Annotated in this window: 14 protein-coding genes; 5 read left to right on the top strand and 9 right to left on the bottom strand. The window is 65.8% G+C overall.

Annotation, left to right across the window (positions count from 1 at the left end; genetic code table 11):
- Positions 1 to 26 precede the first annotated feature (26 nt).
- Together pdxA and rsmA are read left to right on the top strand one after the other, a co-directional pair.
- On the top strand, positions 27 to 1,085 hold the full coding sequence (gene pdxA / locus CS1BSM3_RS00815) for a 4-hydroxythreonine-4-phosphate dehydrogenase PdxA (RefSeq protein WP_072385071.1): 1,059 nt from the start codon (positions 27 to 29) through the stop codon (positions 1,083 to 1,085).
- On the top strand, positions 1,078 to 1,968 hold the full coding sequence (gene rsmA / locus CS1BSM3_RS00810; protein ID WP_072385070.1) for a 16S rRNA (adenine(1518)-N(6)/adenine(1519)-N(6))-dimethyltransferase RsmA: 891 nt from the start codon (positions 1,078 to 1,080) through the stop codon (positions 1,966 to 1,968). Before pdxA ends, rsmA begins: the two co-directional genes overlap by 8 nt.
- 6 nt (positions 1,969 to 1,974) lie before the next feature.
- Here rsmA and CS1BSM3_RS00805 read toward each other — a convergent pair whose 3' ends face one another.
- The 7 genes from CS1BSM3_RS00805 to CS1BSM3_RS00775 form a co-directional block, all read right to left on the bottom strand.
- Complete coding sequence (locus CS1BSM3_RS00805; protein ID WP_072385069.1) at positions 1,975 to 2,868, bottom strand: DnaJ C-terminal domain-containing protein; 894 nt, start codon at positions 2,866 to 2,868, stop codon at positions 1,975 to 1,977.
- 223 nt (positions 2,869 to 3,091) lie between these two features.
- Positions 3,092 to 4,633, bottom strand: a complete 1,542-nt coding sequence (locus CS1BSM3_RS00800; protein WP_072385068.1) for a Ppx/GppA phosphatase family protein — start codon at positions 4,631 to 4,633, stop codon at positions 3,092 to 3,094.
- Positions 4,630 to 6,792: an RNA degradosome polyphosphate kinase gene (locus CS1BSM3_RS00795; RefSeq protein WP_244540399.1), complete on the bottom strand. Its 2,163-nt coding sequence runs from the start codon at positions 6,790 to 6,792 to the stop codon at positions 4,630 to 4,632. The genes CS1BSM3_RS00800 and CS1BSM3_RS00795 overlap by 4 nt, the downstream gene beginning before the upstream one ends.
- 121 nt (positions 6,793 to 6,913) lie before the next feature.
- Positions 6,914 to 7,639 (bottom strand): P-loop NTPase family protein, encoded by a 726-nt coding sequence (locus CS1BSM3_RS00790; RefSeq protein ID WP_072385066.1) that lies wholly within the window; start codon positions 7,637 to 7,639, stop codon positions 6,914 to 6,916.
- Positions 7,636 to 8,751, bottom strand: a complete 1,116-nt coding sequence (locus tag CS1BSM3_RS00785; protein WP_072385237.1) for an AI-2E family transporter — start codon at positions 8,749 to 8,751, stop codon at positions 7,636 to 7,638. The genes CS1BSM3_RS00790 and CS1BSM3_RS00785 overlap by 4 nt, the downstream gene beginning before the upstream one ends.
- Before the next feature lie 289 nt (positions 8,752 to 9,040).
- Entirely contained in the window at positions 9,041 to 9,580 is a 540-nt protein-coding gene (locus CS1BSM3_RS00780) for a CDP-alcohol phosphatidyltransferase family protein (protein WP_072385065.1), read from the bottom strand.
- 144 nt (positions 9,581 to 9,724) lie between these two features.
- Positions 9,725 to 10,186 (bottom strand): FixH family protein, encoded by a 462-nt coding sequence (locus CS1BSM3_RS00775; RefSeq protein ID WP_072385064.1) that lies wholly within the window; start codon positions 10,184 to 10,186, stop codon positions 9,725 to 9,727.
- A gap of 183 nt (positions 10,187 to 10,369) precedes the next feature.
- On the opposite strand from CS1BSM3_RS00775, the gene CS1BSM3_RS00770 reads away from it, so the two are divergent.
- Positions 10,370 to 10,996: a glutathione S-transferase family protein gene (locus CS1BSM3_RS00770; protein WP_072385236.1), complete on the top strand. Its 627-nt coding sequence runs from the start codon at positions 10,370 to 10,372 to the stop codon at positions 10,994 to 10,996.
- A 3-nt stretch (positions 10,997 to 10,999) separates the two neighbouring features.
- On the opposite strand, the gene CS1BSM3_RS00765 is transcribed toward CS1BSM3_RS00770, so the two are convergent.
- Positions 11,000 to 11,698: a type 1 glutamine amidotransferase family protein gene (locus tag CS1BSM3_RS00765; protein ID WP_072385063.1), complete on the bottom strand. Its 699-nt coding sequence runs from the start codon at positions 11,696 to 11,698 to the stop codon at positions 11,000 to 11,002.
- Positions 11,699 to 11,884: 186 nt separating this feature from the next.
- On the opposite strand from CS1BSM3_RS00765, the gene CS1BSM3_RS28480 reads away from it, so the two are divergent.
- Together CS1BSM3_RS28480 and CS1BSM3_RS00755 are read left to right on the top strand one after the other, a co-directional pair.
- Positions 11,885 to 12,325 (top strand): hypothetical protein, encoded by a 441-nt coding sequence (locus CS1BSM3_RS28480; RefSeq protein ID WP_072385062.1) that lies wholly within the window; start codon positions 11,885 to 11,887, stop codon positions 12,323 to 12,325.
- Complete coding sequence (locus CS1BSM3_RS00755; RefSeq protein ID WP_280174703.1) at positions 12,282 to 12,833, top strand: dihydrofolate reductase; 552 nt, start codon at positions 12,282 to 12,284, stop codon at positions 12,831 to 12,833. The genes CS1BSM3_RS28480 and CS1BSM3_RS00755 overlap by 44 nt, the downstream gene beginning before the upstream one ends.
- Before the next feature lie 45 nt (positions 12,834 to 12,878).
- Here CS1BSM3_RS00755 and CS1BSM3_RS00750 read toward each other — a convergent pair whose 3' ends face one another.
- Positions 12,879 to 13,631, bottom strand: a complete 753-nt coding sequence (locus CS1BSM3_RS00750; RefSeq protein WP_174263586.1) for a CsgG/HfaB family protein — start codon at positions 13,629 to 13,631, stop codon at positions 12,879 to 12,881.
- Positions 13,632 to 13,728 lie beyond the last annotated feature (97 nt).

Genomic DNA, 13,728 nt, shown 5'->3' with positions numbered 1-13,728 from the left:
GATCAGGACGGTCGGGAGCTAAGGCCTTGGCGAGCGAAGTGGGGCGTGCGGCGGGCTCGCGTCGCCCGCTGGCGCTGACGATGGGCGATCCGGCCGGCATCGGCCTCGACATCACGCTTCTCGCCTGGCGTGACCGGGCCAAGAACGGCCTTCCTCCTTTCGTACTCTATGCCGATCCGACGTCCGTCGCCGAGCGCGCCCGCACGCTCGGCCTTGCCGTTGATCTTGCCGTTTCCGAGGATATCGAGGCTGGACGCAACGCGTTCGCCACTCGTTTGCCGGTGCGACCGGTCCCTCTCGCGGTCCCGGTCGTCGCCGGGCGCACGGAGATGCTCAATGCCGGCGGCATCATTGCGGCGATTGATTTCGCCGTTGCCGATGCGGTTGCCGGCCGCGCATCTGCCGTCGCGACGAACCCCATAGCCAAGAGCACGCTGCTGCGTGCCGGCTTCCATCACCCGGGCCATACCGAGTATCTCGCGGAGCTCGCCGGCCGCCATCATCCGGGCAAACACTGGGTGCCGGTGATGATGCTCGCGTCGGAAATTCTTCGCGTGGTGCCGCTCACGGTTCACGTGCCGATCGCGCGCGTGCCGGGGCTGTTGAGCGTCGAGCGCATCAACGAGACGGTTCGCATCGTGGCCGATGCCATGACCTCGGATTTCGGCATTGCCAACCCGCGCATCGCCGTGACCGGCCTCAATCCGCACGCGGGCGAAGAGGGCACGATCGGCCGTGAAGAAGTGAACGTGATCGAGCCGGCGCTTGCCGCGCTGCGCGCCGAAGGTCTGGCTGTCACGGGCCCGCATTCGGCGGACTCGCTCTTTCATGGTGACGCGCGCAAGCGCTATGACGCCGTCGTCACGATGTACCACGATCAGGCGCTGATCCCGATCAAGACGCTGTCGTTCGAGTCGGCGGTGAACGTCACGCTGGGCCTTCCGTTCGTGCGGACCTCACCCGATCATGGCACGGCATTCGACATTGCGGGGACGGGCACAGCCTCGCCGTCGAGCCTTGTTGCGGCGCTGAAGCTCGCTGCGGACCTGGCCGAGCGCCGCGCTGCGGCTCAGCGCCATGCCTGAGCCCGGCAAGCCGCCCAAGTCCCCTGCAGGCGATGGCCTGCCGCCGCTGCGCGAGGTGATTGCCGCGCTCGAGATCGACGCAAAGAAAAGCCTCGGCCAGAACTTCATCCTCGATCTCAATCTGACGCGGCGGATCGCGCGTCTTGCCGCGCCGCTCGACGCGACGACGGCCGTCGAGATCGGCCCCGGCCCCGGCGGGCTGACACGCGGGCTGCTCATGGAGGGTGCGCGCCGTGTTATCGCCGTCGAGCGCGATCAGCGCTGTGCGCCGGCGCTCGCGCAGATTGGCGAGGCCTATCCGGGGCGGCTTGCCGTCCACCTCGGCGATGCGCTCGATGTGCAATGGCCGGCGCTGCTGCCGCCGGATGCCGGCCGCACGGTGATCATCGCGAACCTCCCCTATAACGTCGCGACGCGCCTGCTCATCGGCTGGCTCGAAACCGATCCGTGGCCACCCTGGTGGGAGCGCATGGTGCTCATGTTCCAGAAGGAAGTAGCCGAGCGGATCGTCGCGCAGCCGGGCACCAAGGCCTATGGCCGTCTTGCGGTCATCTCGCAGTGGCGCACGACGCCGCGCATCGCGCTGACGCTCGGTCCAGAGGCCTTCACGCCGCCGCCGAAGGTGGCTTCCGCCGTCGTGAGCTTCCTGCCGCGCGCGCAACCCATGCCCGAATGCTCGGTAAAGTGGCTCGGCCGCGTGACGGCAGCGGCGTTCGGCCAGCGGCGCAAGATGCTGCGCCAGAGCTTGAAGACGCTCGTCTCTGATCCACTGCCGCTGCTCGAAGCGGCGGGCGTCGCGCCGGAGCTGCGCGCCGAGCAGCTCGACGTCGCAACCTTCGCGCGGCTGGCGCACGTGGCGGAACACCTCGGATCGTCGAGATAGACGCGCTCAGTCGCGGCCCGGGTCGTAGCGATTGCGCTGGCGCCATTCGGCCATGAAGTAGGAGAGGGACTCGTCCACGTTCTCCGGCATCACGATGCGGATCGTGACGAGCTGATCGCCGACGGATCCATCCGTCGCACTGCGCACGCCTTTGCCCTTGAGGCGGAAAATGCGCCCGGAACTCGTGCTCTTGGGAATCTGTAGCGCGACGCGCCCCGAGATGGTCGCGACCTCGATCTTTCCGCCGAGCACAGCCTCGTCGATGGTGATCGGCAGCTCGAGCAGGATGTCGTTGCCGATCCGCTTGAACTTCGCATGCGGGCGGATGTGGATCTCGACGAGCGCATCGCCGTTCTCGCCGCCGCGCAGGCCCGGTGCGCCCTTGCCCTTGAGCCGCAGCACCTGCCCGTCGCTGACGCCCTCCGGCACGGTCAGGTCGAGCGTGCCGCCCTCCGGCATGGTGACGCGCTTCTTGGCGCCGCCAACGGCTTCCATGAAGTCCACTTCGAGCGTGTAGCGCACGTCCTGGCCCCGCAGGCTGAAGCCGGGACCGCGCGTGCCGCGGGCACCGAAGAGATCCGAGAAGATGTCCGTGACGCCGGTATCGCGCCCGCCGAAGCCGTTCGCCCAGCCGCCGCCCGCCCCTGCGCCATTGCGCGCGTACGTGCGCACGGGCTCGCCCTGGGCGTCGATCTCGCCGTCGTCGTAGCGCCGCCGCTTGGTCGCATCGCCGAGAATGTCGTAGGCGGCCGTCACGCGCTTGAAGCGTTCGCTCGCGGCCGGATCATCCGGGCGCACGTCGGGATGCAGCTCCTTGGCGAGCCGACGATAGGCCCGCCGGATCTCGTCATCCTGCGCACCCCTGGCTATGCCCAGAACCGTATAGAGGTCATCCGACATGAGGACCGCGTGTCAGCCCGTTTTAAACCCGGCACCAAAAGAAAACGCCCACTGCCGTCACGGCCAGAGAGCGCGATTCGTGCTGCCGATGGAACTGCCGTATCCTCCCATCTGCAACAAAGAATATCTAGCGCGGGATTTCGGCAACTTCGCGCCAATCCACACCCGTGCCTGAGAATCGCCGAGCCGTCGCCCATTCGCGACGAGCACCGCTAGCGCATTGTCAGGAATAGCGAATCTCGGGTCGCTGATCGACCAGTTGGGCGAGCACCTCGAAGCGGCGGCGCAATCGCTCCCCATCGAGGTCGCGATGGGTCGGCGGCAGGGTCAGGACGAGCTTGCCGCCTTCGTACGTGAGCGGGGTCTCGTCGATGATGCCGGGCCGGCCGATCGAGAGCATGTGCGCCGAGCGGATGGCCGCGCCGAGAATGCGGGCGCGCTTCAGTGTGCGCCGCGAGACGAGGGATTTGAGGGCCGTCGGCAGCTCGTCCTCGGCGCCCGAGACGCGCCCCGTGCCGACATGGCGGAAATAGACGGTAAGCGCGAGGAAGATGCGGCCCTCGTGATCGATCCCGCCGAGGCCGGCATGGGCGACGATGTTCAGGCTCTGCTCGCCGCGATGGTCGGGATGCGCCCGCCAGCCGACGTCCGAGAGCAGGCACGCGGCGTGCCGCAGGCGCTGCTCCTCGGCGCTCTCGCGCGGCCCCGGCTCGCTGAAGACGGCGTCCGTCCAGGTGCACAGCTCGCGGGCATGGGCGAGCGAGCGCGAGTGCAGGCGCGCATGGTCCTCGCAATAGGCGAGCAGTGGATCGCGCTCGCGTTCTGCGGGTGAAAGCAGGCTGAACACCAGTCCTTCGCGCACGCCGAACACCGAGAAGACCACTTCCTTGGGCTTCATGCGCCTCAGCAGCCGCTCGAGCACCAGCGCGCCGTAGGGCAGCACCTCGCGGCGTGGCCGTGCGATGTCCTCGATGCCGCGGATATCGGCGATCTTCTTCGCCCGGCGGATGCTGTCGCAGAAGTCGATGCAGGCGCGGCTCTCGATGCTGTAGCCGTGCATGACGCGCAATGGATACTTGCGCAGGTCCATGTGCAGGCGGGCGAGCGAGCGCCAGGTGCCGCCGACGGCGTAGAACGTGCGGCCTTCGCCAGCCGAGAGCCAGGGCAACTCGGCGAGGCTCGTATCGACGATCTCGATGGCCTTGTCGAGCTTGTTGCCCGAAGTATCGATCAGTCTCAATCCGCCGAGCGGCAAGGTCGCTGAAGCCGTCGATTTGGCGCTCGCAACGTCGATCAGCTCGAGGCTGCCGCCGCCAAGGTCGCCGGCAATGCCGTTGGCATTGGGAATGCCCATGAGCGTGCCCATGGCGGCAAGCTCGGCCTCGCGTGCGCCGGAGAGCACGGCAATGCGGGCGCCGATGGCCTCCTCACCGCGCGCAATGAACTCGGGGCCGTTCGCAGCCTCGCGTACGGCGGCTGTCGCGATGACGCGCACGTTCTTGACGCTGAGCACACGATTGATCGCATGAAAGCGGCGCAGTGCCTCGATGGCGCGCTCGACGGCGTCGGCATCGAGCTTGCCGGTCGAGGCAACGGTACGGCCGAGGCCGCACAGAACCTTCTCGTTGAAGAGCGGCGCGGGGCTGCGAATGGCCCCCTCGTAGACGACGAGGCGCACCGAGTTGGACCCGATGTCGACCACCGAGATTGGCTCGAGCTCGTCGAGCCCCACCGGCCGGTCGTCTCTGCTCCACGGAAATTTCACTGCCGGCCGCTCTCGTCCCTGTCCTCGAGCTTGAAGCGCGGCGGCGAATGGCTCTTCAGCGACTGACCGCGCCCCGACAGGCTCGGGTTGAACATGAAGTATTCATGCGCGTTGAACGGCTTCTCGCCCTCATCGGGCACGATCCGCCGGCTTGATCCATCGGAGAGAACCAGCCAGCTCTGCTGGTTGTCTTTCAGGTTCGCCGTCATGATCTGATCGAGGATCTGCGCATGCACCGTCGGATTCGTCACCGGTACCATAGCCTCGACGCGCCGGTCGAGGTTGCGCGGCATCATGTCCGCGGAGCTGATATACACAATCGCCTTCGGATGCGGGAGCCCGTGTCCACCGCCAAAGCAGTAAATGCGGCCGTGCTCCAGGAAACGCCCGATGATGCTTTTGACGCGGATGTTCTCGGACATGCCGGGAATACCGGGTCTGAGGCAGCAGATGCCGCGTACGACGAGGTCGATTTCCACGCCGGCATTGGAAGCCTCGTAGAGCGCCTCGATGATCTGTGTATCGACAAGCGCGTTCATTTTCATCCAGATGGCCGCCGGCTGGCCTGCACGTGCGTGCTCGGTCTCGCCGCGGATGCTCTCCAGAATGCGCTTTCGGATGCCGAACGGGCTCGCCGCCATGGTCTCGAGCTCGGCCTGCTCGCCATAGCCGGTCACGAAGTTGAGAATGCGGTTCACATCGCGCGCGATCGCGGCATCGGCCGTGAAGAAGGAGAGGTCGGTGTAGATGCGCGCCGTCTGCGGGTGGTAGTTGCCCGTTCCGATATGGCAGTAGGAGACGAGCTCGGAGCCTTCCTTGCGCACGATCATGCCGAGCTTGGCGTGCGTCTTGAGCTCGATGAAGCCATAGACCACATGCACGCCCGAGCTCTCGAGATCGCGCGCAAGGCGGATGTTGGCGGCTTCATCAAAGCGCGCTTTGAGCTCGATCACTGCCGTCACGGACTTGCCGAGCTCGGCCGCCTCCTTGAGAGCGCGGACAATGGGGCTGTCCTTCGACGTGCGATAGAGCGTCCACTTGATGGCGAGCACGTCCGGATCGGCACCTGCCTGGCGCAGGAACTGCACGACGACGTCGAAGGCCTCGTAGGGATGATGAACGACGATGTCCTTCGCCTTGATCGCCGCGAAGCAGTCGCCGTTGTACTCGCGAATGCGCTCGGGAAAGCGGATGTTGAAGGGCGGGAAGACGAGATCCGGCCTGTTGTCGACGATGAGTTGCGACGTGTCGCCGAGACCGAGCAGGCCCTCCTGAACGTAGGTGTCGGCCTCGCCGACCTTGAGCTGCTCGACGACGAAGGTGCGCAGCTCCTGCGGCATGGAGGCGTCGATCTCGAGGCGGATCACGGAGCCGCGGCGACGCCTCTTCAGCGCGCTCTCGAACGAGCGCACGAGATCTTCGGCCTCTTCCTCGACCTCGATGTCGCTGTCGCGCAGAATGCGGAAGGCGCCCTGCCGCTTGACCGCGTAGCCGGGAAAGAGGAGCGAGGCGAAGTGGCCGATCAGCGTCTCGATGCGCATGAAGCGGATCGCGTTCGGATCCTCACCGGCAGGTAGCTGCAGGAAGCGGTCGACCGGCGCCGGGATCGGCATCAGCGCGTGCATGGCCTCGCCGCCCTTCTTCTTGGCGAGCTCGAGGCCGAGCGTGAAACCGCGGTTGGGAATGAAGGGGAAGGGATGCGCGGGATCGACCGCGATCGGCGTCAGCACCGGGAAGAGGTGCGTCATGAAATGGCTCTCGAGCCAGGTCCGCTCGGCTTCGGTGAGCTGGTCCGGCGAGACGATGGAGATGCCGACTTCGGACATCTCGCGGCTCAGCTCGTTCCAGCAGGCCTGCTGTTCGGCCGAGAGACCCGCCACGAACTTGTTGATGGCATCGAGCTGCTGGGCCGGCGTCAGGCCGTCATTGCTGAGGTTCGTGACCTTGGCCTTGACCTGCCCATGCAAGCCCGCGACGCGGACCATGTAGAATTCATCGAGGTTCGAGGCCGAGATCGACAGGAAGCGCAGCCGCTCGAGAACCGGGTGGCGGCGGTTGCGGGCTTCGTCGAGCACGCGGGTGTTGAATTGCAGCCAGGAGAGCTCGCGATTGTAATAGCGCGCAGGGCCCTGCGGCACCTCCACGGGGGCCTCCGGCACGCCTGCTTCGACCTTCGCGCGCGACCGCGCCTTGCTGCCCGACACAGCTCTCTCCCTTGCCGCATGGCCAATGTCCGGTAAGCCGGCCGAAGGGATTATACCTGCCATTGCTTCACGACATTCAAATGTCTCTTAATAACCGTCGTTCAGTGGCTTTTTTAGCCCTTTCAGCGGCTCTCAGCTCCGCCAGAGCCTCGGCTGCCAGGGCCCTGGTGACCGGCTGGCGCCGCGCCAGGGACAGCCGGTCGATGGCCTCGACGAGCGAGGCTGCCGCCGCAAAGGAGCGGTCCAGCTCGCGGGCCAGATAGTGCACGACCGTCGGCGCCACCGTGATCTGACGGTCGGAAAGGAGCTTCACCAGCACCGCCGTCAGCAGGGTCTGATCCGGGGGGCCGATCTCGGTCATGGCCAGCGCCCTGAGGCGTGACCGTAAATCCGGGAGGGCGATCGTAAGTTCCCCTGCTGGTGCGCGCGAGGTGAGCAGCAGGGATGTGCGCTGCTCGCGTGCGAGGTTCAGGAGATGGAAAAGCGCCTTCTCCGAGCGGATGCCGCGATCTATGTCCTCGACGACAACGGCCGAACGGACCATCAGCTCCGGTACGTGCACCTCGTCGAGTACCGCGGCGTCGAGCACGGCAGCCTCGGATCGGAGCTGCCAGACATGGGCGAGATGGCTCTTGCCGCTCTGCGCCGGTCCGACGACGAGGGCCGAGGACATGGACCAGTCCGGCCAGCGGTCGACGAGATCGACGGCGGCCGCGTTGGACGGCCCGACGAGAAAGTCCTCCGCGCCGAGGGCCGGTCGTGCGCCCCAGTCGAAAACGAACTGCTCTCGTGTCCGGCTCATGGTGCCGGCCCTCCCGCACCCGGCGTGCCGCGATAGATCTCGCTGTCGAGATAGAGACGCAGCGCAAAGCGCACGAGCACCGCGATCGCGGCCGCTACCGGCACGGCAATGAGGACACCGACAAGGCCGAGCAGCGCTCCGAACGCGAGCACCGAGAAGATCAGCCAAACGGGGTGCAGGCCGACGCGCGGCCCGACGATGCGTGGCGAGAGAATTGCCGCATCGATTGCGGCCGTCACGGCGAACAGCGCCACCACCTTCGCCAGCAGCGTGACATCGGGCCAACCTTGGGCGACTGCGACGATGCCCGCCAGAATGAGCCCCAAGGCCCAGCCGATGAACGGCACGAAGCTGATGAGCCCGACCGTCAGACCGATCAGCAGCGCATAGCGCAGCCCGATGAACGAGAGCCCGACGGAGTAGATCACGGCGAGGATCAGGCAAACCGTGCCTTGGCCACGCACGAACGCGGCAACTGCGCCATTGATCTCGGCCGCGAGGGCGCGAATGGTCGGTGCGTGATCGCGCGGCAGCGCCTCGTCGATGCGGGCGACGACGCGTGGCCAGTCCGCAAGCAGGTAGAACGCCACGACCGGCGTGATCAGCACGAGCGAGAGCAGGTTGACGAGGGCAAGCCCGCGATCCCAGACCTGCTGGATGGCCCAGCCGACAGTCGCCGTCCAGCTTTGCGCCATGCCGGACATGCCTCGCTCGAAACTGGCGTAGATGTCATCATAACGCCCCCCGAGCCAGCCGCGCGCGGAGCTCTCGAGCAGCGCGACGAGGCGTTTGAAATCTCCAGGCAGGGACTCGGCGAGCTGGCGGAGCTGGTCGACGACCAACGGCCCGAGCAGAAGGAGAGCGCCGAGCAGGCCCAGGGCCGCGACGATGATGATCAGGGCCGATGCAGCCGTGCGCCCCATGCCGGTGGCGGCGAGACGGTCGGCGAGCGGGCTCAGGAAGAACGCGATGGCCGCGCCGACCACGAACGGCAGCAGGATATCGCTGAGGAGCCATAGCAGCGCCAGTGCGAGCGCTCCTGCAACCAGCCAGAACACGAGGTGACGGCCGGGGCGGACGGCGGTGCGCGGTGCGCTATTGTCCTCGTTCAACACCTGGAATCCCCTTCCAAGCCATTGCACCGGCGCGCCAGTGCAGACCATGCGAATGTGCCGCCACGCTAGTGTCCAGGTTCCGAAGTTTGCCCCACCTCGATGCTGGCGTACGGAGCGAACTTCGAAATCAAAAGGGACACTAGAAACATAATCTTGCTCGTGTGATTCAGATCGAGAAATTCGCTCCATACTGTGCCGCGATATGTGGCGAATTTCTCGATCATCACGCTAGCTCATGACATGCGAATGTGCCGTTCTCCCGGCATCCGCCGATCAAGTGTCGGCATCATTCACCGCTGCCGGCAAGATGCGCGACCCAGGCGCGCACATAGACGGCGAGCGAGGAGGCCGTCAGCACGGCCGTCATCCAGATGAGCACGGTCCTGAGCACGTCGAGCTCGAGATCGAAGCCCTCATCCGCAAGCACGAGTGCCACGAGCACCAGTTGGCTCAGCGTATTGGCCTTGCTCACGATGTGCGGCTGGATCGCCATCGGCTGACCTATGATCCAGCATAATATGACGCCGAGCACGATCAGAATATCGCGCGAGACGACCGCGATCACCAGCCATGACGGAAGCTCGCCCGCGACGCCGAGCGCCACGTAGATGGATACGACGAGCAGCTTGTCGGCCATCGGGTCGAGATAGGCGCCGAGCTCGGTCTGCATGTTCCAGCGCTTGGCGAGCCAGCCGTCGACCGCGTCGGTGATCCCCGCGAGCACGAACAGCAGAAATGCACCGCGGGTCTGCCCGCTCACGAGCAGCCAGAAAATGATCGGAATAAAGATGACACGGCCGAGCGTGATGAGATTGGGTATTGTCAATTGAATGCCTGCGCTTGCCTCGCCAGGCCTTGGCCGAGACGGGGTCGACACAGCCTTCGGTGGGTTGATCCGAGGCCGTAGATAGCACCTTGCCTAGGGCTCTGCATCTGAGGACTTCCCGAGGGCGGAATTTCCCGTGGCCCGTCAATGGCGGAGCTGGCCCGGTTTGGCTGCTGGCTGCGGCTCGGACTTGCCGCCCGCCCCACCGCGCTTTCGGGCCTCCGAGCCCTCGGGGCCGAACTGATAGACGGCCACCACCTCGTCGCGCAGCGGGCCCGCAATGCGCAGCTTGATGGCCCACGGCCCGTACATGTCGAGCTGGATGTGCGTCTGATACCGGCCCGGCTTGTCGCCCGCCTTGAACTCGAAGGGTGGGACATTGTGGACCATGGGCATCGACGGCATGTCGGCGCCGAGGATGATCGTTGCGCCTTCGAGCGGCGCCCCTGTCCGGGCATTGGCAAGATCGACCGTGCAATCATAGGCGAACTCGGGGCTGGGCAGCGCCTTGCAGGAAAGCGTTGCCCTTGCGCGGTCAGCCGCGAGCGCCGATGTCGTCGTGCCGGCAAGCAAGGCAGCTCCGAGAATGACTTTGCCGATGGACATACGCGCTTTCTCCCGGGGCGTCGGCCCAACTGCGTGGACCTTCGACCTCGGACTCTAGCGCCCAGCCGGGACGGGGACCAGGGTTGTGTACGGCATGGGTTGCTGTCCGCATCCATGTACCTGCAGACTGCCATCGACGAATGGAAGGGCGGGCAACTCGCCTCCCGATTGCAAGGAATGCACATGCGACTGATCGGCATCCTGAGATCCCCCTACGTCCGGCGCACGGCGGTCAGCCTGAACGTCATGGGAATTCCCTTTGAGCTCGATGCCGTACCGGTCTTCGACAAACCCGAGCGCGTGACGCCGCACAATCCGCTGACGCGCGTCCCGGCCCTCGTCCTCGATGATGGCGAAGCGTTGATCGACAGCTCGGTGATCCTCGACTACCTCGACGAGATTGCCGGCGCGGAGAAGCGCCTCGTGCCCGAGCGCGGGGCCGAACGCCGCCACGTTCTGAAGCTCACGACGGTTGCGCTCGGCGCCGTCGACAAGGCCGTATGGTCCGCCTACGAGTACCGCTTTCGGCCGGCGGAGATCGTGCACAAGCCCTGGGTCCGGCACAATGATGCGCAGGTCGTCGCGGGCTTCACGTATCTCGATGCCATCGCGGCCAAGCTCGGCGAGAACGAGTGGATGGCCGGCACGCAACGCATGAGCCAGGCCGATATCACGACGGCCGTCGGCTTCACGTTCGTGCAGATCGTGCGGCCCAATCTCGGACTTGCGGAGAAGGCGCCGAACGTCGCGCGCTTCGCGGCGCGCTGCGAGGCGCTCGGGCCCTTCAAGGCAGCCGCAATTCCGAGCTGAACGCTACACGCTCATCCAACCGGTCGCGGCAATCAGGCCGGCCATGATCGGCACGAGCGCATCATCGATGGCCGCGCCGAGCGTCGCGATTTTTGCGAGGCCCTCGGCCGTGTCCGGCGGTGCCTCGTCGAACTCCATGACGAGATCCTCGATCATGGCGCGGCGCACGCCCGGATGGCTGGTGAAGCCAAAGGCATTGGGCGCCACCTGGAAGAGCGTGGGGCCCCCGCGCTCATCGACCGCGAGCGTTGTCGCATAGCTGGGCGGCACGGGCCGGTCGCGCATGTAGACCACGCTCGGGAAGTGCTCCGGCAGCAGTCCGCCCAGGGCGTCACCGGCCACACGCCGCGCCTCGCCGACCGACAACGTCAGCGGCGCCGCTTCAACGCCGCCATCCGCTGCGAGCGCAAGGATCTGGCTGCCGAGGCCGATGCCGATGACCGGCTTGCCCAGCATGAGGCACGCGCGAGCGAGGCGAACTTCGGTTTCGAGCGTCGGCAACACCGGCCCTGGTGCGCATGTGCCCCACGGGCCGCCGCCGAGCAGGATGAGACCGTCCCCGACGACGGAGGCTTGCGGGATGCTCCCACCCGTCGTGAAAGGACGGAAATAGCCGAAGCGAATGCCGCGCCCTTCGAGATGGTCCTCGATCTGGCCGAGCCACTCGGATTGCGTGTGCTGGATGACCGAGACGTGCTTCATCTTTGATCCGGGATCCGGCGGTGGCACAACTTCTGGATGGCTATCGACGTTGTCAGTTCATAGTCACGCGAGTGTGGCAGAACCATCCCAGTCTAACAGCATCGCGATATTTCTGCATCGCCGGCTGTTGCTGATGACCCACGTTGGTGCTCGATTTGGCGCGGGTGGGACGCTGGGAGCACGAAAATGCATATTTTGGGGAAGGTGGCGATTTCAGCCGCCGTTTTGACGTTGATGGCAGGCTGTGCGTCGACAGCCGACAATATTGGTCCTCAGTATGTTTCTCCACTGCAGTTCAGCAACTATGACTGCGGTCAGCTTTCGCTCGAAGCACAGCGGATTTCGTCGCGCGTCGCGCACCTGTCCGGCGTCCAGGATCAGAAGGCGACGAACGACGCCATCGCGACCGGCGTGGCGCTCGTGATATTCTGGCCAGCAGCCTTCCTTGTCGGCGGTAATGACCAGAACTCCGCCGAGCTGGCTCGCCTCAAAGGTGAGTTCGAGACCATCGAGCAGGTCGCCATACAGAAGAAGTGCGGTTTTGATTTCCGACGCCAGGCATCCATCCAGACGGCTTCCACCGATCGAAAGCCACGCGCCGAAAAGCCGAAGGCATGGTCGGACTGAGCTGACGATCTCACTCGTCGTCGCCGTGGCGGAGAACGGCGTCATCGGGCGCGACGGTTCGCTGCCGTGGCGCGTGCCGTCCGATCTGAAGATCTTTCGCCGGCTCACCATGGGCAAGCCCGTGATCATGGGGCGCAAGACCTATGCCTCGATCGGCAAGCCGCTCGAAGGTCGCGACAACATCGTCGTCACGCGCAATGCGGCGTTCAGTGCTGCTGGCATCGAGCGTGCAGGCAGCGTGGAGGAGGCGCTCGATCTTGCTCGAGTAAGAGCCGAGGCGCGCGGCGCCGACGAGGTCATGGTGATCGGCGGCGCGGAGGTCTTTGCGGCCGTGCTGCCGCTCGCCGATCGGATTTACCTCACGCGCATTCATGCGCGGCCCGATGGGGATACTGCATTTCCCGAGCTGGATGCTGCTGTTTGGCGCGAAGTTTCCGCCGAGCCGATCGCGCCGGACGCCCGCGATACGGCGCGCGCGACGCTGCACATATACGAGCGGGCCGCCTGATAGCGGCCCGCTCGGTGTTTGCAGTTCGGTTTTCGATCAGCGGCGCTAGCGCTTGACCGATTTCGGCGCGGCCACCGGAGCCTTCGCAGCGACCTGGAGCTGCTGTGCCCGCACCTGAGCTACGAGGTTCGTGTAGGCATCGAAGAAGGCCGCCGAGACGGTCTTGCCGATGTCCGTATTGGAATAGACGCCGCCACCGCCCGCGCCACCCCACGTCGCCCGCGCGACGTCGAAGCCGGCGTCGGCCGTCGAGGCTTTGCCCGTCGCCGCGGCGACCTGGACGCCCGTCTTGCCGTTGGTGAGGTAGATCGCGACCTCGGCTTCCTGCACCTTGACCGCGACCGAACCGGCGAGGGTGCCTGCGTAACCCGGCAGGAGCCCGCCCAGGCCACCGCCGACGCCACCAGCATTCTCGTTCGCCGTGAGCACGTCGGGCGTCAGGAAGTAGTCCGCCTTGACGAGCTCGGGGCGCTTGCCCTTCTTGCTGACCTTGCGCTCTTCCTTGATCTTCTCGAGCGCCTCATTGCGATCGACGACCTGGAAGCAGTTCGACTGCGCAATCATGAGGCGCAGCACCGACGACGGCGCACTGAGCCCTGTCGGCGCCAGCGCCGGGATGTCCTTGTCGACCAATGCGACCGTGCCGAGCGGCTGCTCGCACCGCGGGAGTTGCGCCTTCTTCTGCGGCCGTCCTTCCGTACCTGTGGCGCTTGTCGCGAAGACGTCGCTGCCCATCTCCGTCGATGAGCAGGCCGCCAGCGCAAGGCACGCGCCAACTGCCAATGACCTTAGGAACATAGCCATCTCCCAAACAGCTCAACTTGTCCTGATGCCGCCCGCGAATCGATACAGAAGCGAGTGTGGCCGGACTATCCGCCTGGAAATGAGCACTCGG

Origin of the sequence: Hyphomicrobium sp. CS1BSMeth3 (assembly GCF_900117415.1) — a bacterium.
Classification (GTDB): Bacteria; Pseudomonadota; Alphaproteobacteria; order Rhizobiales; family Hyphomicrobiaceae.
The sequence above is the reverse complement of the archived record's forward strand: the minus strand, read 5'-3'. Positions and strand labels throughout refer to the sequence as shown.

Coding starts and splice junctions, on each gene's coding strand:
- rsmA (WP_072385070.1), top strand. CDS start 1,078: ATGCCTGAGCCCGGCAAGCCGCCCAAGTCCCCTGCAGGCGATGGCCTG.
- CS1BSM3_RS00805 (WP_072385069.1), bottom strand. CDS start 2,868: ATGTCGGATGACCTCTATACGGTTCTGGGCATAGCCAGGGGTGCGCAG.
- CS1BSM3_RS00790 (WP_072385066.1), bottom strand. CDS start 7,639: ATGAGCCGGACACGAGAGCAGTTCGTTTTCGACTGGGGCGCACGACCG.
- CS1BSM3_RS00775 (WP_072385064.1), bottom strand. CDS start 10,186: ATGTCCATCGGCAAAGTCATTCTCGGAGCTGCCTTGCTTGCCGGCACG.
- CS1BSM3_RS00770 (WP_072385236.1), top strand. CDS start 10,370: ATGCGACTGATCGGCATCCTGAGATCCCCCTACGTCCGGCGCACGGCG.
- CS1BSM3_RS00765 (WP_072385063.1), bottom strand. CDS start 11,698: ATGAAGCACGTCTCGGTCATCCAGCACACGCAATCCGAGTGGCTCGGC.
- CS1BSM3_RS28480 (WP_072385062.1), top strand. CDS start 11,885: ATGCATATTTTGGGGAAGGTGGCGATTTCAGCCGCCGTTTTGACGTTG.
- CS1BSM3_RS00750 (WP_174263586.1), bottom strand. CDS start 13,631: ATGTTCCTAAGGTCATTGGCAGTTGGCGCGTGCCTTGCGCTGGCGGCC.